We start from the raw sequence: 26496 nt of genomic DNA on the forward strand, positions 1-26496 counted from the left end.
ATGCAATGTTTACAATTCAAGGCTGAACTACATTGTTGTCGTTCACAAGCATTCCGGTTGCTGCAGGCAACTGTGAGTCAGTGCCCGAACCGGCTGGCCAGGAAGGGTTTCGCCAGATCCGGCAGCGTGCCGGTGCGGACGGTCTCGGCCAGCACGTGCGCGGTGACCGGCGTCAGTAGCACGCCGTTCCGGTAGTGGCCGGTTGCCCAAAGCAACCGATCCAGACCGGACGGCCCGAGGATCGGTGCGTTGTCCGGCGTCGCGGGACGAAGGCCGGCGATCGCCTCGACCAGTTCGAGCTCGTCGATCACGGGCAGGACTGTCCGGGCGTCGCGCAGCAGCGCGAACGCGCCACCCGCCAGCACTCGGGTGTCGTAGCCGAGCTCGCTCGTCGTCGCGCCGACGACCAGCTCGCCGCCGGGTCGTGGGACCAGGTAGACGGAGAAGCCGCGCGCAGTTGCTCGTACGGTGTGCTGCAGTGCGGGACGATACGCCTCGGGCACCCGCAGCCGCAGTACCTCGCCCTTCACCGGTCGGACCGGTGGACGAAGCTCCTCGGGCACGCCGTCCAGCTGCGACGACCACGGTCCGGCCGCAGCGATGACCTGACCCGCGTGCACGGTGTCGCCGTTCTCCAGCAGTACGCCGATAGCCGTCGTACCGGAGGTTAGGACGCGAGAGACGCGCTGCCGGATCAGCTGGACGCCGGAGAGCTCGATCGCGCGGAGGAGGGTGGCTACTGCTTGCCTGTTGTCGACGGAGTGGTCACCCGGGACCCAGACGCCACCGGAAACGCCTGTGGCGAGCAGTGGTTCGCGGCGGCGGGCGTCGCGGCCGGACAGCTCCTCTACCTCGAGCCCGAGCCGTCGCTGGTAGTCGGCGAGCCTGCGAAGCGCCGCTGCGTCGTCCACGTCGTACGCGACAGACAGTGTGCCGGTCCGGTGCAGGCCGGCGGGCTGTCCGGTCAGCTCTTCCAGCTCCTCGGCGAACGCGGGCCACGCGTTGACCGACGACAGGTTGAGCGCCAGTAGCTCGTCCTCGCCGTACTCGACCTCGGTGACGGGTGCGAGCATGCCGGCGGCGACGTTGGAGGTCTGGGCGCCCGGTGTCGGGTCGCACACCGCCACCTGGACACCGTCGGTGGCAAGCCGCCAGGCCGTCGCGAGACCGATGAGTCCGCCGCCGATCACCACCACGTCAGGCATGCCACAGAGCCTACGACCGAACAGACATGGCAGGCTTTGGGGTGTGACTGACCACACCGAACGGCTCGACGACGCCCGGCTCTACCTCTGCACGGATGCCCGCGAGAAACAGGGTGACCTGGAGCAGTTCCTCGACGCTGCCCTGGCCGGCGGCGTGGACATCGTGCAGCTCCGGCAGAAGGAGATGGAGGCTGCCGACGAGCTGGCCGCGCTGGAGGTGTTCGCCGACGCGTGCAAGCGGCACGGCAAGCTGCTGGCAGTCAACGACCGCGCCGACATCGCCTTCGCGGCGGGAGCCGACGTACTGCATCTGGGGCAGCGGGACCTGCCGGTGCATGCCGCTCGCGCGATCACGGGACCGGGGCCGATCATCGGCCGGTCGACGCACACCTTCAGCCAGGTGAACGCCGCCGTGGCCGAGCAGGGGTCGGACTACTTCTGTGTCGGGCCGACATGGGCGACGCCGACCAAGCCGGGCCGTCAGGCCGCCGGTCTGGAGCTGGTGTCGTACGCGGCGGGTCGCCGGCAGTCGAAGCCGTGGTTCGCGATCGGCGGGATCGACCTGGAGCGGCTGGACGACGTACTGGAAGCGGGTGCCACGCGCGTGGTCGTCGTACGCGCCATCACCGACGCGGACGACCCGGGGGAGGCGGCCGCCGAGTTCACTCGGAGGCTGCGGTGATCAACAACCCGAAGGCCGCGAGGATCATCGCGGCCGTGGTGATCGCCATGCTGGTGATCACGCTGGCGGCCTCGCTGTTCGGGTGCAGCGCGAAGTCCGCCACCGACGTCGATCCCGACAGCGGTCTCAAGATTGTCGCCGTGGCCGATCTGCCGAAGGAGGCACAGGACACGCTGAAGCTGATCGACCAGGGCGGGCCGTACCCGTACAGCCGCGACGGTGTGGTGTTCGGGAACCTGGAGAAGATCCTCCCGAAGCAGGACCGCGGCTACTACCACGAGTACACCGTGAAGACGCCGGGCGAGAAGGACCGTGGTGCCCGCCGGATCGTGACCGGTAACGCTCAGGAGCGTTACTACACGGACGACCACTACAAGTCCTTCCGCCGCATCGCGGAAGACGGGGGAACCTCATGACCGATCTACGCGCCCTGCTGTCGGACGGGCTCCGTCCAGGCGTCTACCGCTGGCCGTCGACGGCCACCGCCGAGCAGGTACGCCGTGACGCCGCTGCCGCCGGGTTCGGATTCGTCCTGCTCGACACCGGCGAGATCCACGACAAGGCAGGGTTCCTGGACCTGTGTGCGACGGCATTCGACCTGCCGCGCTGGTTCGGCCGGAACTGGGACGCCTTGGCCGACTCGCTCAGCGACAGGTCGACCGGAGAGCCCGAGGTCGTGCTGTGGACCGGTCTCCGGCACCTGCTCGAGCACGATCACGACACTGTCGACGTCGCCCTGCAGATCTTCGCCGAGGACACCACCAACTCCGGTCAGCTCCGGATCCTCATCCATGAGGAGGCCGGCGCCGAAACGCCGGACCTGTTGAGCTCACTGCCGGTCCTGTAGCCGCTCGGTCAGGTCGTCGAGATCTTCGACGAACAGGAGGTTGCGGCCGCGGTTGCTCTCCCGGACCCAGTCGGCCAGCGGCTTGCTCGCCGCGATCCGCGACGAGATGTCGCCGACGACGGCAAGGCCCATCTGGTACATCACGAACTTCTGGGTGATCGCACCGGCCCGCCCGGTCCGCAGTTCGAAGAACTCGTCGCCGAGCTGCTCCGGCGTGAACGCGATCCACTCGGCCCGGTGGGCGTAGTGCGCGTCGACGATGAGCTGCACGGCCTCGCTCTCGGTGGCGACGGCCGTGTCACTGACGAACACCTGCACGCCCGCAAGATCAACCATATGCTTCAAAATACCCTATCTATCCCTACCTAGCCATTTATAGGGAATTCTAAGGAACTTGCCATAGTCTAGTGAGATGGCGCAGGAGCTGTACTCGGTCGAGCAGGTGGCGAATCGGCTGGGGCTGCACGTTCGCACGATCCGGAACTACGTCCGCGACGGCCGGCTCAAGGCCGTGCGGATCGGCAAGCAGTACCGGATCACCCGTGAGGACCTCGAGAAGTTCACCGGCGCCCCCACCGCCGTGGTCGACGTCGACCGGTCCGCCCGGCACGTCGAAGCCTCCAGCATCGTCCACATCGACGCCGTCGATCGCGCGACTGCGGACCGCATCACCACGCACATCCTCGGCGCGCTCAACCAGCCCGAGGCGGTCAACCTCAAGGCCGAGACCATCTACGACGAGGACCGTGCCGTGCTCAAGGTCATCGTCCTCGGCAACCTTCCTGCCACCGCCGACCTGCTGCGGCTCATCAATCTGATGGCCGAGCAGTAACAGCTACACCGAGCGGGAAGTCGCCGCGATCGCCAGGTCCGTCAGGGCTTTGCGGCTCGCGTCGTCGGCGAGCTGCGCCTCGTCCAGAGCATCGAGCGCATCCTCGGTGCGGTTGGTGATCAGGTCCTCGCAGGCCTGGACGGCACGGGAGTCCTGCAGGATCTCGCGCAGCAGCTGGACCTCGTCGTCGTCCAGGTCCGGCCGCCCGAACAGCCGGTCGAACTCGGCCAGCTGGACCTCGGACGCGTGGTCGATCGCATACGCGATCAGGACCGTGCGCTTGCCCTCGCGCAGATCGTCCCCGGCCGGCTTGCCGGTGACCGCCGGATCACCGAAGACGCCGAGCAGGTCGTCCCGCAACTGGAACGCCTCGCCCAGCGGCAGCCCGTAGCCCGACAACGACGAGATCAACCGCGAGTCGGCCCCGGCCAGCGCCGCGCCCACATGAAGCGGACGTTCGATCGTGTACGTCGCGGACTTGTACCGCAGTACCCGCAAGGCCAGGTCCATGTCGGACTCGCCGCTCGCTTGCGCCAATAGATCGAGGTACTGCCCGGCGGTGACTTCGACGCGCACTGCGTCGAAGTACTTCTCGGCCCGGGCCAGCGCTGCCGCGTCGAACCCGGAGGTGTGCAACAACTCGTCGGCCCAGATCAGGCACAGGTCTCCGAGCAGGATCGCCGCCCCGACGCCGAAGCTGACCGGGTCCCCGCCGTGGCCGCTCTTCTCGGCCCGCTCTCGCTGCAGCGCCTCGAACCGGCGATGAGCGGCCGGCGCACCTCGTCGTACGTCGGAGGAGTCCATCACGTCGTCGTGGACGAGCGCGCTGACATGCAGCATCTCCAGGCTGGCCGCGGCGGTCAGGATCGGCAGCGCCGGATCACCGCCCGCGGCCCGGAAACCCCAGTAGCAGAAGGACGGACGCAGCCGCTTGCCGCCGCTGGTCGCGTCCCGCGCGGCCTGCACCTGCTCGGTCAGCTCCGGCCCGAGCGCCGCCAGCCGCTCCTCCTGCCGGTCCAGGAACCTGCTCAGCGCCCGCTGGATCCCGCCCGGGATATCCACCTCACCAACCACATCACTGGCCACGTCTCGGAGCGTAGTCGGTGGGCAGACAGCGCCGACCACCGCGGGTAACCTGTGCGGCATGGCGAACGGGCTTCCTTCGACGCGTCCCGGCGGGGCGCCGACGATCCGTGAACTGCTTGCGTCCGGAGACCGGTCGTTCTCGTTCGAGTTCTTCCCGCCGAAGACGCCCGAGGCGGAGGAGGTGCTGTGGCGGTCGATCCGTGAGATCGAGCAGCTGCACCCGACCTTCGTCTCGATCACGTACGGCGCCGGCGGGACGACCCGCGACGGCACGATCCGGGTCACCGAGCGGGTCGCCCAGGACACGTCGCTGACCCCGCTCGGTCACCTGACCTGCGTCTCGCACTCGCGCGACGAACTGCGCTCGGTGATCGGCGCGTACGCCGGAGCCGGCGTCCGGAACATGCTCGCATTGCGCGGCGACCCGCCCGGCGGGCCGAACCAGCCGTGGGTCGCGCACCCCGAGGGCCTCAACCACGCGGTCGAGCTGGTCGAGCTGATCCGTTCACTCGGCGACTTCAGCGTCGGTGTCGCCGCGTTCCCGGACAAGCACCCGGAAGCGACCTCGCTGGAGGCGGACGCCCAGGTGCTCGCCGCCAAGGCCCAGGCCGGCGCCGACTACGCCATCACGCAGATGTTCTTCGGCGCCGACGACTACTTCCGGCTGGTCGACCGCTCCGCCGCGCTCGGCTGCGACATGCCGGTGCTGCCGGGCATCATGCCGGTCACGAACATCAAGCAGATCCAGCGGATGGCCGAGCTCACCGGGATGGCGTTGCCGGAGGCCGTGACGTCCCGGCTGCTCGCGGTCGAGGACGAGCCGGCCGCGGTCCGCGAGGTCGGCATCGAGATCGCGACCGAGCTCTGCGAACGGCTGCTGACCGGCGGAGCGCCGGGCATCCACTTCATCACGCTGAACCGGTCGACAGCGACCCGTCAGGTCTTCCGCAACCTCAGCTCTACCGTCGTATCCTGACGCAATGGCTGACCCGTCGGACCTGCTGATCGACCGCACTCTCGTCCTGCTCCGGCACGCCAAGGCGGTGCCGCCCGAGTCGAGGCCGGACCTGCCCGACCTCGACCGGCCGCTCGCCGACCGGGGCCGCGCCGACGCCGCCGCGGCCGGCCGGCATCTCGTTGCCCAAGGCATCGAAGCGGACCTGGTGCTGTGCTCGCCGTCGAAGCGCACCCGCGAGACCTGGAAGTACGTCGCCGAGGCCGGCGTCACCGCGGCCGACGTCTGGTACGACAAGCGGATCTACAGCGCCGACGCCGACGGACTCCTCGACGTCATCCACGAGGCCCCGGCCGAGGCCCGCACCGTGATCGTCGTCGGCCATGCGCCCGGCATCCCGTGGCTGGCCGACGAGCTGGCGCTGGACGGCACCAGCCCGGAGCGCGTCGAGCTCACCCAGAAGTACCCGACGTCAGGTCTCACGATCCTGCACCTCACCTGCCGCTGGCCGGACCTCGCCGCAAACGACGCCGACCTCGTCCAGTACGTCGTACCCCGCGGCTAACTGTTGTGCGGTAGCCAGCGGGTCGTGCTGTTGATGGTAATCAGACGTTGGGTTGCACGGGTCAGGACGACGTAGAGCGCCCGTACTCCGCCGAGCGTGTCGCTCACGATCCGATCTGGCTCGACGACTACGACGGCGTCGTACTCGAGGCCCTTGGACTCCAGTGGGCTGAGTGCGACGACGCGCGGATCGCCCAGCTCGGCGAGCACCTGGTCGACGGCGGGGCGCAGCTTCGGCGGCACGATGACGCCGACCGTTCCCTCGACCAGCTGCAGCAGCTCGGAGGCGGCGTCGGCGGCGGCCTCGGAGACTTTGCCGTCGTCGAAGATCCGGTGCTCCGGCTTCACTCCGGTACTGCGGACCGCGTTGGGCAGGTCCGCATCGGGGATGGACTGCTTGATCACTTCACCGGCAAACGAATAGATCTCGGCCGAGTTCCGGTAGTTGGTGGACAGCCGGAACGAGTGCCGTTGCAGGTGCGAGAGCATCGAGTCCATCGCGGCGCGCGCCTCGTCCGGGTCCGGCCAGGAACTCTGCGCCGGGTCGCCGACGATCGTCCAGCTGGCCTGCGGTCCGCGCCGGGTGACCATCCGCCACTGCATGGGGGAGAGGTCCTGCGCCTCGTCCACCAGGACGTGCGCGTACTCCTCCGGCTCCTCCGCTTCCCGGGCGGCAGCGGCCCGGGCACGGCGCTCGGAGCTGGTCAGCACCTCGTTGACGCCGTCGCTCAGCCCCTCCAGCCAGTCGAACTCCTCATCGGTGTTCTCCTGAACCGGCGGCCGACCGAGGAACGTGCTCAGCTCGTCCAGCAACGCCACGTCAGCGATGGTGAACTCGTTCGTCGTACGGATGCCTCTGGCGAGCGCGTCGATCTCTGCCGGAGTCAGGTCGTTCCGTGCCCAGCGCTGCAGCCGGCGTGGGTCACCGAGCCAGCGCAGCACGGACTCCGGTGTCACCACCGGCCACCACTGACTGAAGAACGTCCGGAACGCCGGAGTGTCGGCCACGCGATCACCGAACGCCTCACGGTCGCCCAGCGGTCCGGTGCGCAGGTCCTCCGGGAACCGCTGCCACAGTGCGGCGATCAGACCCTTGCGAGCCTCACTGGCTGCCTTGTTGCGAGCAGTCCGGCGCAGGGCATTCCGGCGTACGTTGTCGAGTTGGTTGGCATCCAGTTCGATCGTGGCGCCGCCGAGGAACACGCGAAGGTTGGTCGGTGCGTTCGGCACCCGGTCGCGCGCAGCCCGCGACAGCACGGCCCGCATCCGCAGCGAGCCCTTGATCGCGGCCACGTCGGCCTCGTCGACCGCCGTGGCCTTCACACCGTCGACCAGCTCACCGACAGCCCGCAGCGACACCGTGTTCTCGCCAAGGCTCGGCAGCACGCGCTCGATGTAGGCCATGAACGCAGCAGACGGCCCGACGACCAGTACGCCGCCGCGCTCGAAGCGCCTGCGGTCGCTGTAGAGCAGGTACGCCGCCCGGTGCAGGGCGACCACGGTCTTGCCAGTGCCTGGTCCACCGCCGATGACGGTGACGCCACGGGCCGGCGCCCGGATCGCCTTGTCCTGCTCGGCCTGGATGGTGGCGACGATGTCGCGCATCGTGTGACCGCGAGCCCGCGACAGCGAGGCCATCAGCGCGCCCTCACCCATCACCGGCAGGTCCTCGGGCGCGCGCTCGGGCGCCAGCAGGTCGTCCTCGAGTCCGACGATCCGCGGGCCCTTGTTCCGCAGTACGCGGCGCCGGACGACCTTCTGCCGGTCCGTCGCGGTGGCCCGGTAGAACGGCTCGGCCGCGGGCGCACGCCAGTCGATCACCAGCGGCTCGTACTCCGCGTCGCGGACACCGATCCGGCCGACGTACAGCTTGTCGAGATCGGCCGCGGTCCCGGCCGCCGGCTCGTCGTCGCCGCGGTCGGAGTCGAGCCGGCCGAAGACCAGGCCCTCGTGCTCGGCGTCGAGCTCCGCGATCCGGCGGGCAGCGGCGAACACCAGCACGTCCCGCTCGTACAGACCGGTCTGCTCCTCGTCGCGGACCCGGCCGACGTTCTGCGCCTGGCCACGCTGGTGGCCCTCGACGGCGATCCGGGACGCGGACCGCGCGGCCTCCTCGACCCGGCCGTACACCCGGTCGATGTGTTGTTGCTCAGCCGCCAGCTCCGCCCGCTCCACGCTGTCAAAGTTGTCGTGATCGGCCGATGTGGGGGTTTGATCCACCGAGGTCCTCTCTACCGCCGGGCACCACCCCGACACAGAACACAGGAACAACCAATCTTAGTTTGTTCCCCTGTCCAACCCCACCGCGGCCTCAGGCCTTCCCGATGGCGTCGGCCACAATCGCGGCGCCCAGCGTGGTGGCGGGCACGCCGGAGCCCGGATGCGCGCCCGCGCCGACGCAGTACAGACCCTTCACCGGCGACACGTTCGAGGCGCGGCGGCGGGCGGTCTTGTAGCCCTCCCAGGCCACGCCGGCCCACCAGGACGGCGAGGTCTGCCGTGAGACCACGTTGTCCCGGACGGGCAGCCCGCGCGCGACCAGCAGGTCCAGTACGTCGTCGGTCGGGTAGCCGTGGACCAGCACCGACCACGCCTGGTGACCGGCCGGCGCCGTACCGCCCGTGCGCACCACGACCGTCGGCGTCCCGTGCAGCACGGTCTCGAACGGCAGGTCCGGTACTGGATCCTTCAGACCGAGGTGGACGACGTACGCCGCCTGGGCCTGGTGGGTCGCGAGGATCCGCTTGCGAACCTTCTTGGCCGCCGGGTCCGCCACGAAGCTCTCGTAGAGCACCCGCGGGTCGATGTCGCTCACTACAACGTCTGCCGGAAGCTCTGTGCCATCAGTGAGCCGTACGCCGGTCACCGCGCCGCCGGTCGTCGTCACGGCGACCACCTCTGCGCTGGTGTGGACGGTGATCTTCCGCTCGCTGGCCCGCTGCACCAGAGCGTCGGCCAGTGCGCCGAAGCCGCCTGCGATGGTCCAGCGGCCGAACGTGCGCTCCAGGTACGACCAGACGCCGACGTACCCGGGCGTGAGGGTGGCGTCCGAACCGCCTTGGGCTGCGAAGTGCCGCAGTACCGCACGGGCCCGGTTGTCGCTCAACTCGCGCTGCGCGACCTTCTCCAGCGACTGCCAGGGTTTGAGAGCCCGGATCGTCTTGATGGGCAGCTTGTCCTCGAGCGGTGGCTCGAGTGAGGTCTTCCGCAGGATCTGCCACGTGTCGCCGTACGAGTCGACCAGGGCGGTCCACTGCTCGGCCACAGCCGCACCTGCGAGGTCGGTCCAGGCCTCCTCTTGCAGGCCGCGGTCACTGATCGGCAGGTCGAGCACAGAGCCGTCGGTGAACATGTGGCGGCGTGGCTCGGTCACCGGCTCCAGCTGGACCAGACTCTCGATCGGACGGCCGCTCTTGCGGAACAGGTCTCGCAGCGCGGCCGGCAGCGTCGTACTGGCTGCGCCGGCGTCCCAGGTGAAGCCGTCTGCTTCGACTCGGCCCAGCACTCCGCCGAGATGCTCGTTCTGCTCGCAGATGGTGACCTGGTGGCCCAGCTTGGCCAGCCGCACCGCACTGGCGAGACCGGCCAGACCGGCCCCGACAACAATCACGTTCGCCATCAGGCAGCACTGCTCCCAGTCGCAGGGGTACTTCGTCTCTCGCGCCAGGCTCTGAACCTGCGATACCCGCGCCGGATGAACCGGAATGCGAAGTACACCCCGATCAGTCCGAGGATCAGCAGGATGCCGGCGACGATCAGCGCGGCCTCCGGGTGGAAGGCGGCCAGCGTCACCACACTGGCGACCGCCACGTCCTCACCGGAGGACGCGGCGATGTTCGTGACCGGCTCGGGGGAGGTGTTGATCGCGAGCCGCAGACTGGCCTTCACCGAGTGCGAGAGGAGCGCAACCAGGCCACCTGTCGTCGCGATGATCGCCTGGTGCAGCGAGTTCGCCTGGCCGGCCAGCATGGCGGCCAGGATCGCGCCGATCGTCGGCCGGATCACCGTCGAGATCGCGTCCCACGCGGAGTCGACGTACGGAATCTTGTCGGCGACGAACTCGAACGCGAACAGAACACCCGCTGCGATCAGCACCGGGGTCGTGGTCAGCGCGTGCGGTACGTCGTCGGCGCCGGCGAACCGGCCCAGCAGACCGAGAATCAGCACGCAGACATAGGCATTCACGCCACTGGCCCAGCCAGTCGTGACCGCCAGCGGCAGCGCTTCCAATGTCCTGCTCCGTAACCCTCAGTTGCCGCACTATTTCGTCAGTATCGAACCCGTGAACGTGAGTTTTGGTTAACCGTTGACATCCGCGTCGCCTCGACTCACAGTGACTAGGCTGCCAGTCTGTGTGACCGGCACCCGCCCGAGGGGTTCAGGAGAACATCATGCTGCGTCGTCCGAAGATTCTTGCCGCACTCGCTGCGGTAGCGCTGCCGGCCGCCCTGGTCGGCGTGTCGTTGGGAGGTCCACCCGCCGAGGCGTCACCTGCGCCTGTGAAGCCCGCACCGTCCGCCGTCGCCGCTACGGCGTACAGCGCGGCCGCTGCGAAGTACGGCGTACCGGAGTCCGTGCTGCTGGCGGTCTCGTACGCCGAGTCGCGCTGGGACGACCACGCCGGCGCGCCGAGCACGTCAGGTGGCTACGGCCCCATGCACCTCACCTCGCTGGGTGCGTCCGAGGTGGCCGACCTGTCCGGCAAGCAGAAGGTCGCCACCGCCGAGTCGCTGCAGACGCTGAAGAAGGCGTCCGAGCTGACCGGGCTGGACGCGTCCTCGCTGCGCACCGACATCACCGCGAACATCAACGGCGGCGCCGCGGTGCTGGCGTCGTACCAGAAGTCGCTCGGCCTGCCGGTCGGCGCGACCACCTCACCGGCCGAGTGGTACGGCGCGGTGGCGTCGTACGCCGAGGCCGGCGACAAGGTCGGCGCTGCCGGGTTCGCCGACGACGTCTACTCGATCATGGCCAAGGGCGCAGCCCGGACGACGAACACCGGCCAGCAGATCGTGATGCCGGCCGTCGCCGTCAAGCCGGACAAGGCGCAGGTCGCCAAGCTGTCGCTGCCGGCCGGAGTCCAGCCGTCGAAGTCGGACGTGGAGTGCCCGCCGACGCTCGGCTGCGAGTGGCTGCCTGCGCCGTACTCCGAGTTCGGCACCGCCGGTGACTACGGCAACCACGACCTCGCCAACCGGCCGAAGACCGGCAAGATCGACTACATCGTCATCCACGACACCGAGGGCACCTGGCAGGGCGTGCTGAACCTGGTGCAGGACCCGACGTACGTGAGCTGGAACTACACCATGCGGTCGTCCGACGGACACACCTGGCAGCACGTGAAGGCCAAGGACGTCGCCTGGCACGCCGGCAACTGGTACGTGAACATGCACAGCATCGGCATCGAGCACGAGGGCTTCGCACCGCAGGGCGCCACCTGGTTCACCGAGTCGCTGTACCGCAACTCGGCCAAGCTGGTGAAGTACCTGGCCGCGAAGAACAACATCCCGCTCGACCGCGCGCACATCATCGGCCACGACCAGGTGCCGGGCACGGTCCCGTCCACGGTCGCCGGCATGCACTGGGACCCGGGACCGTACTGGGACTGGGAGCACTACTTCGATCTGCTCGGCGCGCCGATCTACGGGCACAAGGTCTTCCCGGTCCGCGTCGGCTCGATCGTCACGATCAAGCCGGGCTTCGCCAGCAACATCCAGGTCGTCTCCAACTGCGACGCGCCGAACACCACGTGCACGCCGCAGGGCACCAACTTCGTCTACCTGCGCCAGTCGCCGGACGACAACGCCCCGCTGGTCAAGGACATCGGCTTGCACCCCACTGGGATCGACGGCACCACTGACGTGTCCGACATGGGCTCACGGGCCGCAGCGGGTTCGCAGTACGTCGTGGCGCAGCGTCAGGGCGACTGGGTGGCGGTCTGGTACCTCGGCGCGCTGGGCTGGTTCAAGAGCCCGGTCAACGCACCGGATGCCTTCGCCAAGCCGGGTCTGGTCGTCAAGCCGAAGGCGGGTAAGACGTCGGTGCCGGTGTACGGCCGTGCGTACCCGGAGCAGTCGGCGTACCCGGCCGGCATCCCGTACCAGACGGTGACGCCGCTGCAGTACTCGATCGGCGCCGGGCAGTCCTACCCGGTCGGTGACCTGAACATCGAGACCGACTACTACCGGGCCGTGACGTTCGACGGGCAACCGCCGGCCGACCACGTCCAGGTGCTCGGAAAGGACAAGTACTACCAGATCTGGTTCGGCCACCGGATGGCCTACGTACGGGCTGCCGACGTAGACGTCCGCCCGGCGATCTAGTCTGTCGCACGTGACCGACGAAGCCGTCCAGCAACTGCTGGACGGCTTCGTCACGTCCATACGCAAAGTCGCCCCCGTCGAGGCGGTCTGGCTGCACGGCTCACTGGCACTGGGGGACTACCAGTTGGGCCGCAGTGACCTCGACGTGGTCGCCGTGACGTCGTCACCGCCGCCAGCTGCTGTCGCCGACGTACACCGGCAGCTGATGCGCGACTCACCGCTTGCGAAGAAGCTGCACTGCTCCTACATGACCGAGCTGACCGACCTCTCGGTGCGGCATCCGACGTTCGCCCAGGAGCGGTACTTCGACCGGCCGGTGACCCCGGTGACCCGACGAGAGCTTGCCATCGGCAACCGCACGCTGTTCGGCCCGACACCCGCGGAGCTGTTGCCGGCGACGACGGACGAGGAACTCTTCGCCTTCGTCCGGCGGGACCAGCGGGAGTTCTGGCTCCCGGCGACCCGCAAACGCACCAACTGGTACGCCGACATCTGGGTCGACCTCAGCCTGCTCACGCTCGCCCGTGCCCACGTGACGCTGGCGACGGGCGACCTGATCACCAAGCGCGCCGCGCTCGACGTACTGCCCGGTCTCGGGGCTCCCGTGTCAGTTGTCGACGACATCAAGGCACGCCGCTACGGACCAGTGCCTCGGACGTCGCCGTGGTGGCGGCACCGTCGGGGCGTGCTGGCCCGGCGGTTCCTGAGTACGGCGATTCCCGCCGTACTCAGTTGACCGTGACGGCCGTCCCCTCGGTCAGCTTGAGCAGCTCGCCGTACGTCGTCGGGAAGACCGAGTGCGGGATGCCGGCGGCGGCCCAGATGACGTCGTACTGCTCGAGGGCGGTGTCCACGTACGTCGGGACGCGGCCCGGGTGGCCGACCGGGGCGACGCCGCCGATCGACTGACCGGTGTGCTCCTTCACGAACTCCGGCGTGGCCCGCTTCAGCTTGCCGATCCCGAGCTCGGCGGCGACCTTCGCCGTGTCCACCCGGTGCGCGCCCGAGGTGAGGATGAGAACCGGTCCGCCGTCGCCGTCGAAGATCAGGCTGTTCGCGATCGCGCCGACCTCGCAGCCGAGCTCTGCCGCCGCGGCCGCCGCCGTCGGCACCGCCTCGTCCAGGATCACGATCTCGCCGGTGGCGCCTGCCGCCGCGAGTGCGTCGGCGACCTTCTGCACATTGGGATGACTGCTCACCCTGGTGAGCTTATGCGAGCGGGGCCGCGCCGAACGACACGTTAAAGCGGTCGCACCAGATCACCACGCTGCGGAAGTCCCCGAGCTTCACCTCGGCCGGGATCGGGTAGTTCTGGTTGCCGTGGTTGCCCTTGAGGCGGCCCAGGCTCCGATAGGCGCCGTCGTCGAAGACATGCCAGCCCGGTCGGCCGGGGATCACCTCGGCGTCGCTCAGCCAGACCTTCAGGTCGGGACCGTCGGACGTGTCGAGGTCCTCGATCCGGAGCACCCGGCTGCCGTCGGGCAGGACGAGGACGGCGGCCGTGCCGGACGTCCGGTGTTCGTGACTGATCAGCTTCCCGGTCAGGAGAATCTTCGGCCGGGGCTTGACAACCGGCCCTGGTTTTGCCGGGCGCTCAGAAACTGTCGGTGGCGTGGTCGACGATGAAGTCGTGGAGATCGGAGCAGTGCCGGGCAGCGCCTCGTCGACGACCCTGTCGGTGAGCAGCCGCCACGGCTGGAAGAGCGGCAGCGCGACCGCCGCGACCACGACGGCGACCGCCGTCGCGGTGATGACCGCTGCCCGTCTCCGCATCGTTCGTCCTTCCGTCCCGGGTTCTCCAGTCTGGCCTGCGGAGGCGTCGCGTGGCGACGCGCCGGAATTACGGGCCGTTGACGATTGTCGGCGGGCGACGATACGCTTCCAGTGTTCGAACAGATGTTCGATTGCCTCGGCCCCGGTTTCGTCGGGAGGCCGGATCGGGGCGAGCCGGACAGCTGGACGGCTCCGGTGCGGAGTTGCGGCCGCATCGGAATCCGGTGGTCCCGGCGGGCCGGGCACCGGGGTGGACCTCGACCCCCACCCCGGGCTCGCCCGCCGGGCCTCGGACCCAGCAGTGCAACAGGGGAAGCGTGTACAGAGGAGGCGATGGGCCATGTGGGAGTTCGACGACGCTGTCGAGGTGCACTCGGTGTTCGTGGACGGCATCGAGACCCCGGACCAGTTCCTCTGGCGCGGCCGCCTCTGGCGGGTCACCGCGCTGAAGTCCCAGTGGACCGAGACCGCCGCCTGGTGGGAGCGCGGCATCATCGGCCCGGGAACGATCCACGACCCACGTGCCCAGCGCCCGGCGCAGTCCGATGTGCTGCCGGCCCGGATCGACGCGGCCATGGTCGCCGAGGCCTGCTCCGCGGCTGTCGGGGTACTGGACGCGGACTGGGGGCCGGAGCGCACGGTGTTCCGGGTAGAAGCAGGCTCCGGGCGGTATGGCCGTCGTGAGCTGTTCGATCTCGCCCACGACCCGCACTCGGGTCGTTGGCAACTGGAGAGGGTGACCGACCGATGACTGTTTCACCGGTATCGCCGGCAGCTGCCGGCGCGGCCAGCCGAGAGCTGTCCCGTGCCCGCGCCGCGCTGGCCGAGGCCACGGAGACCACCGACCACCTCATCCGCTACTCGAGCGCCCACGTCGCGGCGCTCCGGGTCGCGGCCGCGGTGCTCGCCGTCCGCGCCCGCCCGGTCCGTTCGGGCAGCCGCCGCCGGGTCCAGCGCAACGCCTGGGTGCTGCTGGCCGAGGTCGCCCCGGAGTTCGGCGAGTGGGCGACGTTCTTCGCCGCCGGCGCGTCCCAGCGTGCCGCCGCCGAGGCCGGCCTGGAGCGTGCCGTCACCACCCGTGAGGCCGACGACCTGGTCCGCGCGGTCGACACCTTCTACGGCCAGGTGGAGGCCAGCCTGCGACTGTCCACCACCCCGGTGCTCACGGCCACCACCGACCCGCAGTCCGTTCTGACCCAACCCTGGATGCAAGCCAGCTGAACCACTGAGCGCTGAGGCACTGAGGAGATCCCGACCGTGAACGAACAGCCGAGAGGCCTGGGCAAGGACCTGTGCGGTCGTGTGCACGCCCACACCGGCGCCGAGTGCTACCTGCCTGACACCCACTACCCGCGTCCCCACCATTCGCTGACCGATCAGACCTGGCATGACGGCCTCTGCACCCAGTGCGCGGGTTCCGGCATGCTGGACGACGCCCTGTGCTCGGCCTGCAACGGCACCGCTTTCGAGCCGCTGACGCTTCCGGAGACCTATCAACCTGGCTGATCACCCATCCGCTGCTCCTCGCTGGCACCAGGAGGCAACTAAGGTCAGCCAGGTGAGTGACCTTCCTGTTCTGGATGCTGAGGACCAGCGGGTGCTGGGGAGCTTGCTGGAGAAGCAGGCGACCGTGCCGGCGTCGTACCCGCTCACCGCTAACGCCCTGCGGACGGCGTGCAATCAGACCAGCAATCGCGATCCGGTCGTCGACTACGACCAGGGGACCGTTGAGCGGGTCGCGCGGTCGCTGCGGGATCGCGAGCTGCTGCGGATCGTCTGGGTCGACACCGGCCGGCGGACGTTGAAGTACCACCAGACCCTCGACGAGAGGCTCGGGCTCGAGCCTGACGAGCGTGCGCTGATCACCGTCCTGCTGCTCCGCGGTGCGCAGGCGCCCGGTGAGCTGCGGACGCGGACCGAGCGGCTGCACAAGTTCGACGACCGGACCGACGTCGAGGCATGCCTGCGGCGGATGGCCGCACGCCCCGAGCCCCTCGTGCGTGAGTTGGAGCGCCGCGCCGGTCAGCACGACCGCCGGTGGATCCACCTCCTCGGCCCGGTGCCCGAAGAGGAAGCAGTGGCCGCCGTCGAGTCGGTTGACCGCGACACGGTGATCGCTGATGGCTCCGAAGCACGTGACGCCCGGGTGCGCTCGTCGTACGACGCGGTGGCTACGGCGTATGCGGACGAGCTGCTCGACGAGCTCGACGGGTTGCCGTTCGAGCGGTGGCTGCTCGACCGGGTCGTTGCCCAGGCCAACGGTTTGCCGGTGGTCGAGGTCGGCTCCGGGCCGGGCCACATCACGGCGTACCTGGCTGAGTACGGCGTCGACGCCACCGGGGTCGACATCTCGCCGGAGATGGTCGCCGAGGCCCGGCGGCGCTTCCCGGATCGCACGTTCGAGGTCGGCGACCTCCGTCGACTCGGTCGCCCGCCGACCAGCTCCGGGTGGGCCGCGGTGCTCGCCTGGTACTCGCTCATCCACCTCGCCGCGTCGGAACTCCCCGACGCGATCGCCGCACTGACCCGCCCGCTCGATCCCGGCGGCTGGCTGGTGCTCGCACTCCACGCCGGCGCAGAGGTCCGCCACGTCGAGGAGTTCCTAGGCCACGAGGTCAACCTCGACTACGTCCTCCACGACCCGACCCAGGTCGTCAACGTCGTCGAGACCGCCGGCCTAGTCGACATCGAGTGGTACCTACGAGGCCCCATCCCCACCCGCTCCGAAACCACCCGCCGCCTCTACGTCATCGCCCGCACACCCTCCTGACAAGCCCTGCTCCACAGGCGTCGTGCCCGGGTTCGATGACGTATGCAGTGCCTGGGACCAGTTGTGCCTTGGTGCCGTCGTTGTGCACGACCTCCATCTCGCCGGAGAGCAGCGTCCCGACGTGGCGGACCTGGCACGACTCGCCGCCGATGACCGGCCGGATGCACTCGGACCAGCGCCAGCCCGGCTGGAAGGTGAGCCGGGCGACACTGGCGCCTGGCAGTTTGACGACGTCGACTCTCGTCTTGTCCGGCGAACGTTGTTCGTCCGGCTCGTCGAAGGACTTGCTGAAGATGGCTTACGGCGGTTGGCGCGTGCGGGTGGACGGGATCCGTCTACCGGGTCCGGGGCGGGGTGGAAGTAGGGTGTGGCGCGGCGGTGGTGATGGGGGACTGGCTGGAGGGTTGATGGTGGATCGGCGACGGCGGAGCGTGCGTACGGCGTTGGTGGGCGAGGCGTTGCGCGTAGCGTTGGCGGGCCGGAGCCGGACCGATCCGGGCGGCGGGCTGGACGGCGGGCTCGATATTGTCGACCTCGGCGGCGGCACCGGCGGGTTCGCGGTTCCGCTGGCGGTCGAAGGCCACCGCGTGACGGTCGTCGATCCGAGCCCGGACGCGCTGGCGTCGCTCGAGCGACGAGCCAGCGACGAGGGCGTGAGCAAGCTGGTGCGCGGTGTGCAGGGCGACGCGGCGGAGCTCCCGGGGCTGGCGGGGGAGTCGAGCGCCGACGCTGTGCTGTGCCACGGCGTACTCGAGGTCGTGGATGACCCGGTCCAGGCGCTGCAGGCGATGGCGTCGGTACTGCGGGAGGGCGGCGTACTAAGTCTGCTTGTTGCCCAGCGCAACGCGGTCGTCCTGGCCCGGGCGCTGGCGGGTCACCTGGCCGAGGCGCGGATCGCGCTGCAGGACCCGGACGGGCGCTGGGGTGCGACCGATCCGATGCCGCGGCGGTTCGACGAGGCCGGGATCACGGCGCAGCTGGCCGATGCCGGATTCATGGTGCACACGGTGCACGGGGTGCGGACATTCGCCGACCTGGTGCCGGCCGCGTTCGTCGACTCCGAGCCGGGCGCCGCGGACTCGCTGGCCGAGCTCGAGCGGGCCGCGAGCCAGCACCCGGCGTTCCGCGCGCTGGCCACCCAGCTGCACATTCTCGCCACGCGCTGAGCTGTACGCCGGTTGCCCGGCGTACCCGGCAGATCGCGACAGAGGGTGACCGGCGGGCTACCTGAGGCACGGTCACGGGGACTTTGCTGTGAACCGACTGTGAGCGACACGCCGGAATACATGGGTTTGGAACCGGTTCTGCCGGGGCAGTTGCCGGACCGTGACGCGCTGGACAGCCGGTCAGGGTTTCGTGTCAGCCACCTGCGGCCTAGACTGAAGGCGGCCTATCGAGATCGCGCTCATCATGGAGGGATCGACGGTGCCCCTCTCGGAAGAAGAGCAGCGCCAGTTCGAGCAGCTCGAACGCGCCCTCGCTGCGGAAGACCCGAAGTTCGTTTCCGCCATGCGGGGAACCAATGTGCGCTTGTACTACAAGCGGCGGGCAGTGCTTGCCGGCGTTGGATTTGTGCTGGGCATCGCGGTACTGATGACCGGTGCGATCATCCCCAACACCATCATCGGCGTCGTCGGCTTCGTGATGATGGTCGCGTGCCTGTACATCGCGGCGCTGAGCATGAAGCGGATCAGCAACGCGGGGGAGTCCGACGACATCCCACCGCCGCCGCCGACCAAACGCCACCGGACCAAGCACGACTCCTCCGGCAGCTTCATGGAACGCATGGAAGACCGCTGGCGCCGCCGCCGCGACGAGGACCTCTAACCCACAGCCTTTTCCCCACACCCGTGCCCCCGCGGCACGGGTGTGCTGCTTTCCCCGAGGTCAAGCAGAAGGCGCCAGCCGCGCTGGTGCAGCGCCGACGCTCCGCGTCGGGTGGTAGGCGTGCGGGTGCGCTTGGCGCGGCCTGAGTGCTGTGGCGCGGCTGAGCTTGCGTGCGGGTGGGCGCGGCGCACGCGGCTGGGGTCTGGCGTGCCGACCTGCCGTCAGCCAGAGGTGCGTGAGTGGCTCCTCACGCACCTCTGGCTGCTAGTTGGTGTGAGGGCGCTTGGGGAGGACCAGGGAGCGTAGGCGGGCCAGGAGTAGGTCGAACTCGTCGAGGAGGTCGGACGCTTCTGTGCTGCCTCGGTTCAGGTACCAGCGCCAGGACGGTGGCAGGAAACGGGCTCGGAAGCGCCGGCGGCGAGGTGCCCGCGACCAGAGAGCCTTGCGGATCGCGGAGGCCTCGGGGCGGAGGTCCAGCTCAGGATCCGACTCGCCGGCGTACCGGAGGGCCTCGATGCCGCGGGCCAGTTTGCGGGCCGCCGGATGGGTCTCGTCAGGGAGCTTGGTGAGCAGCCACTGGCCGGTCTGGCGAGGTGTGGAGATCTCGGACCAGTCGAGGCCCAGATCTCGAGCCGTGTCGCGGATCTCCGCCCACAGCCCCTCGGCGCCCTCCCGTCCCGGCGGTCGCAGGAAGCGCCGCCGCCGGGTCGCCGCGCGGATCATCCACGGGATGCAGAGCAGCAGACCGACACCGAGTACGCCGGCCAGGATCTGCCCTCCGCCGTTGGTGAACCAGTTGCCGGAGTCAACGATCCCGACGGAGCTCTGGTCCGGCAGGTTCGGGTCGTGCCGCGGCTTGTCGATGCCCGGGGTCTCGCCGGCGCCGGGCGTGCTCGGCAGGTTGGTCGGCGCGGTCGTCGGGCTGGTCGGGTCGGGGGTCGCGGGCACCGTCCAGTTCGGCGTCGCGGAGACGCGGGCGGACGGGGTCGGCTCGAACCGGACCCAGCCGACGCCCTGGAAGTACAGCTCCGGCCACGCGTGCATGTCGTGCATCCGGACGGTGAACTCGCCGTCCTTACCGGCCTGCCCGGGCAGGAAGCCGATCCCGACCCGGGACGGGATCCCCATGATCCGCGCCATCAGCGCCATCCCGGTCGCGAACTGCTCGCAGTACCCGGTCTTGCTCCTCAGCAGGAAGTCCTCGAGCGCGGTCATCCCGCTGCCCTTGGCGTTCGCGGTGCTGTAGGTGAAGTCGCCGCTGCGGAACCAGTTCTGGATCAGCACCGCGGCCTCGAACTTGTTGTCCCCGGCGGCGGCCGTGACCTCGAACGTCTTCTGCTTGATGTCGTTCGGCGTCTTCTGCGGAACCACCAGCGTGTACTGGTCCGGGCCGCCGGTGGTGATCGAGTCGTGCAACTGCTGCGGCGTCGGCTGTACGTCGTACGACGTGAGCTTGTACTTCTTGCCCGCGACGATCGACCCGTTGGTCGACACGACGTCCAGCGCCTCGTCGTTGTACTGCCAGTCCTTCTTCAGCGAGATGGAGTGCAGCGGATACGGCACCGGGGCGAACTGGGAGCGGAACGTCCGGGTGACGTCGATCTCCATGCTGCTCTGCGAGACCTTCGACAGATCACCGGAGTACCCGGGCGGCGGCGTCAGGTCGCCGGTGATCTTGTGCCCGTCGGGCCGCGGTGAGATCCGCCAGGTGCTGCCGTCGAAGAGGTCGAGCGCGGTCAGTCGCAGGTACGTGCCGCCGGCCGGACCGCCCTTGTACGTGAGTGCGACGACGTTGTCGCCGCGCTTCAGGTTCCTGCCCATGTCGAGCATCGGGTCGGTCGACGAGATCGACGCGCCGAGCCCGTTGCCGGTACCGCCGCCGGCCAGGCCGTTGCCGATGACACCTTCCGGCAGCGCAGGCAGCAGAGCAGGAAGCAGCGCGGCGATCGCGACCACGGTCAGCCCGATCCGGCGACCCGCCTGACCGAGTGCGGAGGCCTCGACCGGCTCGGCCGCGTCGAGGTGCGAGACGCCGGAGATCCGGCGGCCCCAGCGGCTGAGCCGGCTGCGGCCTTCCGCGGACAGCAGGATGATGTAGCCGATCGCCGGCGGGATGAACAGCAACGCCGGCAGACCGCCGTGCACGGTCGCGGCCGGCACGGTGTACATGATCAGCAGCAGCAAGCCCGACCACGCGGCCTGCCGCAGTTGTACGGCGATGATGTGGACCAGCAGCCCGGTCGCCGTGATCACCGAGACCGCGAACAAGGTCAGGTGCGGGTCCTGCGGCAGCGGCGCGCTGAACCGGTTGATCGAGTCCATCGCGTCGACCATCTGCGAGTTGAACTCGAGTGCGGTCGCCTTCCACGGGATCAGCCCGAACTTCATCGTCCCGTGCAGGAAGAACAGCGACAGCAGCTCCACCAGCGCGAACAGCTGGACGATCGGTACGACGATCCGCGGTGTCCGCAGGTTCTGCAGCAGCACGCCGATCGCCGTCACCACCGCGCACAGGAACGCGCTGATGAACAGGAACGGCCCGGAGAACACCGGCGTCAGCACGAGCGACCCGAGAACGGTCGCTCCCCAAGCAGCTATCGAAATACGGGCATGGCCTGTCATGCGATTCTTCCGCTCCGTAGCCCCAAGCCGGACCACACGGTCGGTAGGTGGTCGCCGCGGCGGACCCTGGCTACTCGCCAGCCGTTGCGGCGTAGTTCGCCTTCAGTTGCGTCGGTGGCGGCGGTCAGCCGGGCCGCCTTCTCGGTCGCCTCGGCGCCGACCGCCCAGCTCGCGGCGTCGAGCAGCAGGACGACACCGGTGGCCTGGCTGGTCCGCCAGCGGTTCAGGGCGATGACGTCGTCGGGGCTGCAGGCGCCGAGGATCGCGATCACCAGGCTCGGCTCCTGCGCGTGCCGGTCGACGGTCAGCAGTGGCGCGAGCTCGGCGTACTTGTGCTCTTCGACGGTCGCGCACTCGGTCAGCAGCTCCTGCTGGGTGAGCGGCTGATGCACCGACGCGGACGTCCGGTGCGTGATGGCGGACAGTGTGGTCGGCCCGCCGAGCATCGTGGTCACGTACCCGCGCCGGATCCGGTCGATGCCGGCCGACGCGGCCGCACTGACCGCCCACTCCAAGCTGGATGACGGCCCGTGCCCGTGGTGCGAGATCGTCCGCGCGTCCAGGAACAGTGCGCACCGGCTCTGCCAGGGCTGCTCCTCACGGCGGACCATCAGCTCACCGCGGCGAGCGGTCGACCGCCAGTGCACCCGGCGCAGGTCGTCACCGTCGCGGTACTCGCGGACCGTCGCGTCCTCTTCACCAGCAGAGGCGATTGCCCGCGGCCTGTTCTCACCGGAGCCGGCCCGGTCCGCACCCAGCCGGATCTCCGGCAGCCGGTAGACCCGCGGCGTGACCAGCAGGTGCTGGCTGCGCGTGAACGTCCGGCTGGTCTCCACCAGCCCGAACGGGTCGGCCACCGTCAGCATCAGCGGCCCGACCTGGAACAGTCCGCGGACGTCGGACTTGACCGGGTAGGTGACCGTACGACGCCAGTTCGGGCTGACGCGGTCGACGACGAACCGCGGCCGGTGACCTAGTACATAAGGAATGCGGTCCTCGAGCAGCAGCAGACCCGCGGGCATCCGGCCCTGGTTGCTCAGGGTCAGCTCCACGGTCGCCTGGGTCCCGACCGGGACCTGGTCCGGCGCGAGGCTGCGCCGTACCTGCAGGCGCAGCCGGGTCCGGCCGACGACGAGGGCGGCGACCACCGGCAGCGCCGCGAGCAGGATGCCGACGCGCAGCAGGTCCTTCTGCCCGAGCAGCAGCGCGCACAGCGATGCGGTGAGACCGGCCGCGACGAACGCCCGCCCTCTCGTGGTCAGTCCGCGCAGTGCCTGCCGCATGTCTCAGTCCCGGCGGGTGCGGGGGAGGGCCACGCTGGACACCAGCCCGGAGATGATGTCGGCTGCACCGCGCCCACCGAGATGCGCTTCAGCCGCTGGGAGCACCCGGTGCGCGAGGACCGGCACCGCGAGCTCCTGGATGTCGTCGGGCAGTACGAACTCGCGTGCGTCGAGCGCGGCCGCCGCACGCGCCGCCCGGATCAGGTGCAGCGTCGACCGCGGGCTGGCGCCGAGCCGGAGCTCCTGCGACCGCCGGGTCGCGCCGACCAGGGCGACGGCGTACTCCTTCACCGACTCGGACACGTGCACGGACTGCACCGTCTTCACCAGCCGCAGGATCTGCTGGCCGTCGGTGACCGGCTGCAGGCTCTGCAGCGGGTCGTCGGCGGCGTGCCCGTCGAGCATCCGCAGCTCGGCGGCCGGCTCCGGGTAACCCATCGAGACGCGGGCCATGAACCGGTCGCGCTGCGCCTCGGGCAGCGGATAGGTGCCTTCCATCTCGATCGGGTTCTGCGTCGCGATGACCATGAACGGGGCGTCCAGGTGGTACGTCGTGGTGTCGACGGTGACCTGGCGCTCCTCCATCGACTCCAGCAGCGCGGCCTGGGTCTTCGGCGAGGCACGGTTGATCTCGTCGCCGACGACGATGTTCGCGAACACCGCGCCGGGCTTGAACTCGAAGTCGCGGATCTCCTGGTTGAAGACGGAGACGCCGGTGATGTCCGACGGCAGCAGGTCCGGCGTGAACTGGATCCGGCGCACGGTGCAGTCGATCGACTTCGCCAGCGCCTTCGCCAGCATCGTCTTGCCGACGCCCGGCACGTCCTCGATCAGCAGATGTCCCTCGGCCAGCAGCACGGTGATGGCGACCTCGACCACGTCGGTCTTGCCCTCGATCACCTGCTCCATGGCCCGGCGGACGCGGCCCGCCACCTCGGACAGCTCGTCGAAGTCCCCGGCTCCTGCCAGCGGCGAGCTGGTCGCGGTGGTGCTCACTCTGTGTCCTCCCCATTCGTTGACTGCCGACACATTCTCACCCGCTGTAGGGGTCGGGCCTAGTGCGGCGGGGGTTTCGTTACCTGGCGTTTCGGTGTTCATCGGCGCACGCCCTCACGGGGTCGGAGTCGTCCCTCCAAGCGTACGGGCGGGAAAAGCGTGCGTGCGCCGTACGACGTCCGGAGCCGGTAGAAGGTTCACGGCGAATCGCGCCGAATGGTTCATCCGGTCCCGGTGGAGGGGAGTGGAGGACCGCGGTGGAGCGAAGTGGAGGAAGGAAAGGGAGCGAAGTGGAGGACTCAACGGCTGATGCGGCAGCGACACGCGGGAATGCAGGCGTGGATTCAGGCGGCGCGGGGGCGGAATGGGGCGGAAGTTGGTTGACGGTGGTGGAAAGTGGAGTAAGGTGGAGCGCAGTGGAACTGAAGTGGTGGAAACACTCGCCTGAGTCGGAAAGTCCGCAACGGGGAGGTGGAGCGTGTTCCTCGGAACTCACTTCCCCAAGCTCGACGACAAGGGCCGGCTGTTCCTGCCGGCGAAGTTCCGCGACGAGCTGGCCGACGGTCTGGTGATCACACGTGGGCAGGAGCGATCACTGTCCGTGTGGCCGGAGCGTGAGTTCGTCCAGCTGACCGAGCAGTTGAAGCAGGCTCCGATCACCAACAAAGGTGCGCGGGACTACCTACGGATGTTGTTCGCCGGCGCCTCCAACGAGATGCCGGACAAGCAGGGCCGGGTCACCATCCCGCCGATGTTGCGCGATTACGCGTCACTGGATCGCGACTGCGTCGTCATCGGGGCGATGAACCGGGTGGAGATCTGGAACACGGAGAACTGGAACCGGTACTCCGCGGAGCAGGAGCAGGCGTTCGCCGACCTCTCCGAGGAAGTGCTGCCAGGCATCTTCTAGAAGCACATAGCTGAACAGAGTGCGAGGACACACCGACCGTCCGGTGAGATCACGGGTCCGACTTCCGACCTGCAGTGTTGACGCCACTTCCCCGGCGCCAAGACCAGCAGGTACTTCCCCGGGAGGCGTACCCGCGATCTGACCGGACGGTGCTGTCTACGCACACACAAGACCTGCGGGGGCAGGGTCGCTCCCGCGGGCGACGGGAAGGGTCGAGGATGAACGCTGCGGAGCGGCATGTGCCGGTGATGCTGGAGCGCGTGGTCGCGCTGCTGGCGCCGGCACTCGCGCATCCGGGCGCTGTCTTCGTCGACGCGACCCTCGGGCTCGGCGGTCATTCCGAGGCCTTCCTGCGGGAGTTCCCCGACATCCGGCTGATCGGCTTCGACCGGGACCCGAACGCCCTGCGGCTCGCGGGTGAGCGGCTGCAGCCGTACGAGGACCGGATCACGCTCGTGCACGCGGTGTACGACCAGCTGCCGCGGGCGCTCGCGGACCTCGGCGTACCGGCGATCGACGGGATCCTGTTCGACCTCGGCGTCTCGTCGATGCAGCTGGACGAGGCCGACCGCGGGTTCGCGTACGCCCAGGACGCGCCGCTGGACATGCGGATGGACCCGACCGGCCCGACCACGGCGGCCGACATCGTCAACACCTACAGCGCGGCCGACCTGGCCCGGATCCTGTTCCAGTACGGCGAGGAGAAGTTCGCCCGCCGGATCGCGGACCGGATCGTGCGCGAGCGGGAGACCGAGCCGTTCACGAACAGCGCGCGGCTGTCCGAGCTGGTGCGGAACGCGATCCCGCAGGCGGCCCGGCGGACCGGGGGACACCCCGCGAAGCGGACGTTCCAGGCGCTGCGGATCGAGGTGAACGGCGAGCTCGACGTACTGCGCCGGGCGCTGCCGGCAGCCCTGCAGGCGCTGGCGTTGCACGGGCGGATCGTGGTGATGAGCTACCACTCGCTCGAGGACCGGATCACCAAGCAGGCGTTCGCGGCCGGCACGAAGACCGACGTACCGGACGACCTGCCGGTGATCCCCGCCGGGCATGAGCCCTATCTGAAACTACTGACCCGCGGCGCCGAGCGCCCGACCGAGGAAGAGGTCGCGGCGAACCCGCGGGCCGCCTCCGCTCGGGTGCGGGCGGCGACACGTATCCGGGAGAAAGGACTGGTGGCCTGATGAGTACTGTCTTCAGCCCGCAGAAGGCGCGGGTGACGCCGGTCACCAGTGGAGCAGCCAAGAAGCGCTCCGAGCCGCGGCTCAGGGTGGTGTACGGCGCTCCGTTCCGGCCGCCGCGGATGCCGTTCGTCATCTTCGTGGTGTCGCTGCTGGCCGCCGGCCTGGTCGGTCTGCTGCTGCTGAACACGCAGCTGCAGAGCGGGACCTTCGAGGTCACCAAGCTGAGCGCCCAGGCGGATCAGCTGCGCGACCAGCAGGAGCAGCTGGAGAAGCAGGTGCGCACGCTGGAGTCGCCGCAGAACCTGTCCGACCGCGCGCTGCGGATGGGCATGGTTCCGAACCCGAACCCGGTGTTCCTGCGGCTGTCCGACGGGCGGGTGCTCGGTGTGCCGGCGGAGGGCAAGGCCGGGACCGGTACGGCGATGTTCGGCCCGGGTACTCCGACCGGGACCGCCACCAAGCCGCCGGTGGTGAAGCCGACCACGACGACTCCGGTGAAGCCGACCACGACGACTCCGGTGAAGCCGCCGGCCGGCACCACCAAGCCACCGGCGGGAACGACCAAGCCGCCGGCGGGCACCACCAAGCCGCCGACGGGTACGACGAAGAAGCCTGTTACGACCACACGGGGATGATC

28 protein-coding genes are annotated in these 26496 nt (G+C 69.3%); 17 read left to right on the top strand and 11 right to left on the bottom strand.

The window, feature by feature from the left end:
• Nucleotides 1-77 precede the first annotated feature (77 nt).
• Complete coding sequence (thiO, locus tag ABT313_RS34735) at nucleotides 78-1205, bottom strand: glycine oxidase ThiO (protein WP_350862563.1); 1128 nt, start codon at nucleotides 1203-1205, stop codon at nucleotides 78-80.
• Nucleotides 1206-1248: 43 nt separating this feature from the next.
• Between thiO and thiE the strand changes: the two genes are divergently transcribed.
• The 3 genes from thiE to ABT313_RS34750 are packed head-to-tail and all read left to right on the top strand — an operon-like array spanning nucleotide 1249 to nucleotide 2734.
• Nucleotides 1249-1887, top strand: coding sequence for a thiamine phosphate synthase (thiE, locus tag ABT313_RS34740; protein ID WP_350862566.1), 639 nt, complete (start codon nucleotides 1249-1251; stop codon nucleotides 1885-1887).
• Complete coding sequence (locus tag ABT313_RS34745) at nucleotides 1884-2303, top strand: guanyl-specific ribonuclease (protein ID WP_350862569.1); 420 nt, start codon at nucleotides 1884-1886, stop codon at nucleotides 2301-2303. The genes thiE and ABT313_RS34745 overlap by 4 nt, the downstream gene beginning before the upstream one ends.
• Nucleotides 2300-2734 carry a barstar family protein gene (locus tag ABT313_RS34750; protein ID WP_350862572.1) on the top strand — a complete coding sequence of 145 codons (435 nt, stop codon included), beginning with the start codon at nucleotides 2300-2302 and terminating at the stop codon, nucleotides 2732-2734. Before ABT313_RS34745 ends, ABT313_RS34750 begins: the two co-directional genes overlap by 4 nt.
• Here the strand turns inward: ABT313_RS34750 and ABT313_RS34755 are convergent.
• Nucleotides 2717-3070, bottom strand: a complete 354-nt coding sequence (locus ABT313_RS34755; RefSeq protein WP_350862574.1) for a DUF4180 domain-containing protein — start codon at nucleotides 3068-3070, stop codon at nucleotides 2717-2719. The genes ABT313_RS34750 and ABT313_RS34755 overlap by 18 nt on opposite strands.
• Nucleotides 3071-3146: 76 nt before the next feature.
• Here ABT313_RS34755 and ABT313_RS34760 point away from each other — a divergent pair, with 76 nt between their 5' ends.
• Nucleotides 3147-3566, top strand: a complete 420-nt coding sequence (locus tag ABT313_RS34760; protein WP_350862577.1) for a helix-turn-helix domain-containing protein — start codon at nucleotides 3147-3149, stop codon at nucleotides 3564-3566.
• Nucleotides 3567-3569: 3 nt separating this feature from the next.
• Here the strand turns inward: ABT313_RS34760 and ABT313_RS34765 are convergent, their stop codons facing one another.
• Nucleotides 3570-4652, bottom strand: coding sequence for a polyprenyl synthetase family protein (locus ABT313_RS34765; RefSeq protein ID WP_350862580.1), 1083 nt, complete (start codon nucleotides 4650-4652; stop codon nucleotides 3570-3572).
• A 58-nt stretch (nucleotides 4653-4710) separates the two neighbouring features.
• On the opposite strand from ABT313_RS34765, the gene metF reads away from it, so the two are divergent.
• Both metF and ABT313_RS34775 read left to right on the top strand, forming a co-directional pair.
• Nucleotides 4711-5628 carry a methylenetetrahydrofolate reductase [NAD(P)H] gene (gene metF / locus ABT313_RS34770; RefSeq protein WP_350862583.1) on the top strand — a complete coding sequence of 306 codons (918 nt, stop codon included), beginning with the start codon at nucleotides 4711-4713 and terminating at the stop codon, nucleotides 5626-5628.
• Nucleotides 5629-5632: 4 nt separating this feature from the next.
• Nucleotides 5633-6172 (top strand): SixA phosphatase family protein, encoded by a 540-nt coding sequence (locus tag ABT313_RS34775; protein WP_350862585.1) that lies wholly within the window; start codon nucleotides 5633-5635, stop codon nucleotides 6170-6172.
• Here ABT313_RS34775 and ABT313_RS34780 read toward each other — a convergent pair.
• From ABT313_RS34780 to ABT313_RS34790, 3 genes are all read right to left on the bottom strand, one after another.
• Nucleotides 6169-8391 carry a HelD family protein gene (locus ABT313_RS34780; RefSeq protein ID WP_502884051.1) on the bottom strand — a complete coding sequence of 741 codons (2223 nt, stop codon included), beginning with the start codon at nucleotides 8389-8391 and terminating at the stop codon, nucleotides 6169-6171. The two genes, ABT313_RS34775 and ABT313_RS34780, sit on opposite strands and share 4 nt — an antisense overlap.
• Before the next feature lie 91 nt (nucleotides 8392-8482).
• Nucleotides 8483-9790, bottom strand: a complete 1308-nt coding sequence (locus ABT313_RS34785; protein ID WP_350862591.1) for a phytoene desaturase family protein — start codon at nucleotides 9788-9790, stop codon at nucleotides 8483-8485.
• A complete protein-coding gene (locus tag ABT313_RS34790) occupies nucleotides 9790-10401 on the bottom strand; it encodes a DUF4126 domain-containing protein (RefSeq protein WP_350862594.1) in 612 nt (203 codons plus the stop codon). Before ABT313_RS34790 ends, ABT313_RS34785 begins: the two co-directional genes overlap by 1 nt.
• A gap of 161 nt (nucleotides 10402-10562) precedes the next feature.
• On the opposite strand from ABT313_RS34790, the gene ABT313_RS34795 reads away from it, so the two are divergent.
• Both ABT313_RS34795 and ABT313_RS34800 read left to right on the top strand, forming a co-directional pair.
• Complete coding sequence (locus ABT313_RS34795) at nucleotides 10563-12494, top strand: N-acetylmuramoyl-L-alanine amidase (RefSeq protein ID WP_350862597.1); 1932 nt, start codon at nucleotides 10563-10565, stop codon at nucleotides 12492-12494.
• 10 nt (nucleotides 12495-12504) lie between these two features.
• Complete coding sequence (locus tag ABT313_RS34800) at nucleotides 12505-13230, top strand: nucleotidyltransferase domain-containing protein (RefSeq protein WP_350862600.1); 726 nt, start codon at nucleotides 12505-12507, stop codon at nucleotides 13228-13230.
• Here the strand turns inward: ABT313_RS34800 and ABT313_RS34805 are convergent.
• Together ABT313_RS34805 and ABT313_RS34810 are read right to left on the bottom strand one after the other, a co-directional pair.
• Nucleotides 13223-13693, bottom strand: a complete 471-nt coding sequence (locus tag ABT313_RS34805) for a YbaK/EbsC family protein (RefSeq protein WP_350862602.1) — start codon at nucleotides 13691-13693, stop codon at nucleotides 13223-13225. The genes ABT313_RS34800 and ABT313_RS34805 overlap by 8 nt on opposite strands.
• A 10-nt stretch (nucleotides 13694-13703) precedes the next feature.
• Nucleotides 13704-14267: a DM13 domain-containing protein gene (locus ABT313_RS34810; RefSeq protein ID WP_350862605.1), complete on the bottom strand. Its 564-nt coding sequence runs from the start codon at nucleotides 14265-14267 to the stop codon at nucleotides 13704-13706.
• 340 nt (nucleotides 14268-14607) lie between these two features.
• Here ABT313_RS34810 and ABT313_RS34815 point away from each other — a divergent pair, with 340 nt between their 5' ends.
• From ABT313_RS34815 to ABT313_RS34840, 6 genes are all read left to right on the top strand, one after another.
• Complete coding sequence (locus ABT313_RS34815; protein WP_350862608.1) at nucleotides 14608-15018, top strand: DUF6504 family protein; 411 nt, start codon at nucleotides 14608-14610, stop codon at nucleotides 15016-15018.
• Entirely contained in the window at nucleotides 15015-15488 is a 474-nt protein-coding gene (locus tag ABT313_RS34820) for an SAV_6107 family HEPN domain-containing protein (protein ID WP_134098266.1), read from the top strand. Before ABT313_RS34815 ends, ABT313_RS34820 begins: the two co-directional genes overlap by 4 nt.
• Nucleotides 15489-15524: 36 nt before the next feature.
• A complete protein-coding gene (locus ABT313_RS34825; RefSeq protein WP_350862612.1) occupies nucleotides 15525-15773 on the top strand; it encodes a hypothetical protein in 249 nt (82 codons plus the stop codon).
• A gap of 52 nt (nucleotides 15774-15825) precedes the next feature.
• Entirely contained in the window at nucleotides 15826-17037 is a 1212-nt protein-coding gene (locus ABT313_RS34830) for a DUF480 domain-containing protein (RefSeq protein WP_350862615.1), read from the top strand.
• Between the two features lie 80 nt (nucleotides 17038-17117).
• Nucleotides 17118-18203 (top strand): class I SAM-dependent methyltransferase, encoded by a 1086-nt coding sequence (locus ABT313_RS34835; protein WP_350862618.1) that lies wholly within the window; start codon nucleotides 17118-17120, stop codon nucleotides 18201-18203.
• Nucleotides 18204-18447: 244 nt separating this feature from the next.
• Nucleotides 18448-18864, top strand: coding sequence for an SCO2097 family morphological protein (locus ABT313_RS34840; protein ID WP_350862621.1), 417 nt, complete (start codon nucleotides 18448-18450; stop codon nucleotides 18862-18864).
• A 264-nt stretch (nucleotides 18865-19128) separates the two neighbouring features.
• Here ABT313_RS34840 and ABT313_RS34845 read toward each other — a convergent pair whose 3' ends face one another.
• From ABT313_RS34845 to ABT313_RS34855, 3 genes are read right to left on the bottom strand one after another with little or no spacing between them, the layout of a single operon-like run.
• Nucleotides 19129-21486: a transglutaminase TgpA family protein gene (locus ABT313_RS34845; RefSeq protein WP_350862624.1), complete on the bottom strand. Its 2358-nt coding sequence runs from the start codon at nucleotides 21484-21486 to the stop codon at nucleotides 19129-19131.
• Nucleotides 21483-22769, bottom strand: coding sequence for a DUF58 domain-containing protein (locus ABT313_RS34850; RefSeq protein ID WP_350862627.1), 1287 nt, complete (start codon nucleotides 22767-22769; stop codon nucleotides 21483-21485). Before ABT313_RS34850 ends, ABT313_RS34845 begins: the two co-directional genes overlap by 4 nt.
• A 3-nt stretch (nucleotides 22770-22772) precedes the next feature.
• On the bottom strand, nucleotides 22773-23678 hold the full coding sequence (locus ABT313_RS34855) for an AAA family ATPase (protein WP_350863808.1): 906 nt from the start codon (nucleotides 23676-23678) through the stop codon (nucleotides 22773-22775).
• A gap of 565 nt (nucleotides 23679-24243) precedes the next feature.
• Between ABT313_RS34855 and mraZ the strand changes: the two genes are divergently transcribed.
• The 3 genes from mraZ to ftsL all read left to right on the top strand — a co-directional run bounded on the left by mraZ (nucleotide 24244) and on the right by ftsL (nucleotide 26494).
• Nucleotides 24244-24675, top strand: a complete 432-nt coding sequence (gene mraZ, locus ABT313_RS34860; RefSeq protein WP_130446673.1) for a division/cell wall cluster transcriptional repressor MraZ — start codon at nucleotides 24244-24246, stop codon at nucleotides 24673-24675.
• A 218-nt stretch (nucleotides 24676-24893) separates the two neighbouring features.
• Entirely contained in the window at nucleotides 24894-25859 is a 966-nt protein-coding gene (gene rsmH / locus ABT313_RS34865) for a 16S rRNA (cytosine(1402)-N(4))-methyltransferase RsmH (RefSeq protein ID WP_350862631.1), read from the top strand.
• Nucleotides 25859-26494: a cell division protein FtsL gene (gene ftsL / locus ABT313_RS34870; RefSeq protein ID WP_350862634.1), complete on the top strand. Its 636-nt coding sequence runs from the start codon at nucleotides 25859-25861 to the stop codon at nucleotides 26492-26494. The genes rsmH and ftsL overlap by 1 nt, the downstream gene beginning before the upstream one ends.
• Nucleotides 26495-26496: the final 2 nt, after the last annotated feature.

The organism is Kribbella sp. NPDC000426, from assembly GCF_040300265.1.
GTDB lineage: Bacteria > Actinomycetota > Actinomycetes > Propionibacteriales > Kribbellaceae > Kribbella.

What these genes read in the sequence shown, in the direction of transcription:
- thiO (WP_350862563.1), bottom strand. Translation starts at nt 1,205, where the DNA reads ATGCCTGACGTGGTGGTGATCGGCGGCGGACTCATCGGTCTCGCGACG.
- ABT313_RS34750 (WP_350862572.1), top strand. Translation starts at nt 2,300, where the DNA reads ATGACCGATCTACGCGCCCTGCTGTCGGACGGGCTCCGTCCAGGCGTC.
- ABT313_RS34755 (WP_350862574.1), bottom strand. Translation starts at nt 3,070, where the DNA reads ATGGTTGATCTTGCGGGCGTGCAGGTGTTCGTCAGTGACACGGCCGTC.
- ABT313_RS34760 (WP_350862577.1), top strand. Translation starts at nt 3,147, where the DNA reads ATGGCGCAGGAGCTGTACTCGGTCGAGCAGGTGGCGAATCGGCTGGGG.
- metF (WP_350862583.1), top strand. Translation starts at nt 4,711, where the DNA reads ATGGCGAACGGGCTTCCTTCGACGCGTCCCGGCGGGGCGCCGACGATC.
- ABT313_RS34775 (WP_350862585.1), top strand. Translation starts at nt 5,633, where the DNA reads ATGGCTGACCCGTCGGACCTGCTGATCGACCGCACTCTCGTCCTGCTC.
- ABT313_RS34785 (WP_350862591.1), bottom strand. Translation starts at nt 9,790, where the DNA reads ATGGCGAACGTGATTGTTGTCGGGGCCGGTCTGGCCGGTCTCGCCAGT.
- ABT313_RS34795 (WP_350862597.1), top strand. Translation starts at nt 10,563, where the DNA reads ATGCTGCGTCGTCCGAAGATTCTTGCCGCACTCGCTGCGGTAGCGCTG.
- ABT313_RS34810 (WP_350862605.1), bottom strand. Translation starts at nt 14,267, where the DNA reads ATGCGGAGACGGGCAGCGGTCATCACCGCGACGGCGGTCGCCGTCGTG.
- ABT313_RS34815 (WP_350862608.1), top strand. Translation starts at nt 14,608, where the DNA reads ATGTGGGAGTTCGACGACGCTGTCGAGGTGCACTCGGTGTTCGTGGAC.
- ABT313_RS34820 (WP_134098266.1), top strand. Translation starts at nt 15,015, where the DNA reads ATGACTGTTTCACCGGTATCGCCGGCAGCTGCCGGCGCGGCCAGCCGA.
- ABT313_RS34840 (WP_350862621.1), top strand. Translation starts at nt 18,448, where the DNA reads ATGGAGGGATCGACGGTGCCCCTCTCGGAAGAAGAGCAGCGCCAGTTC.
- ABT313_RS34845 (WP_350862624.1), bottom strand. Translation starts at nt 21,486, where the DNA reads ATGACAGGCCATGCCCGTATTTCGATAGCTGCTTGGGGAGCGACCGTT.
- ABT313_RS34850 (WP_350862627.1), bottom strand. Translation starts at nt 22,769, where the DNA reads ATGCGGCAGGCACTGCGCGGACTGACCACGAGAGGGCGGGCGTTCGTC.
- ABT313_RS34855 (WP_350863808.1), bottom strand. Translation starts at nt 23,678, where the DNA reads ATGGAGCAGGTGATCGAGGGCAAGACCGACGTGGTCGAGGTCGCCATC.
- rsmH (WP_350862631.1), top strand. Translation starts at nt 24,894, where the DNA reads ATGAACGCTGCGGAGCGGCATGTGCCGGTGATGCTGGAGCGCGTGGTC.
- ftsL (WP_350862634.1), top strand. Translation starts at nt 25,859, where the DNA reads ATGAGTACTGTCTTCAGCCCGCAGAAGGCGCGGGTGACGCCGGTCACC.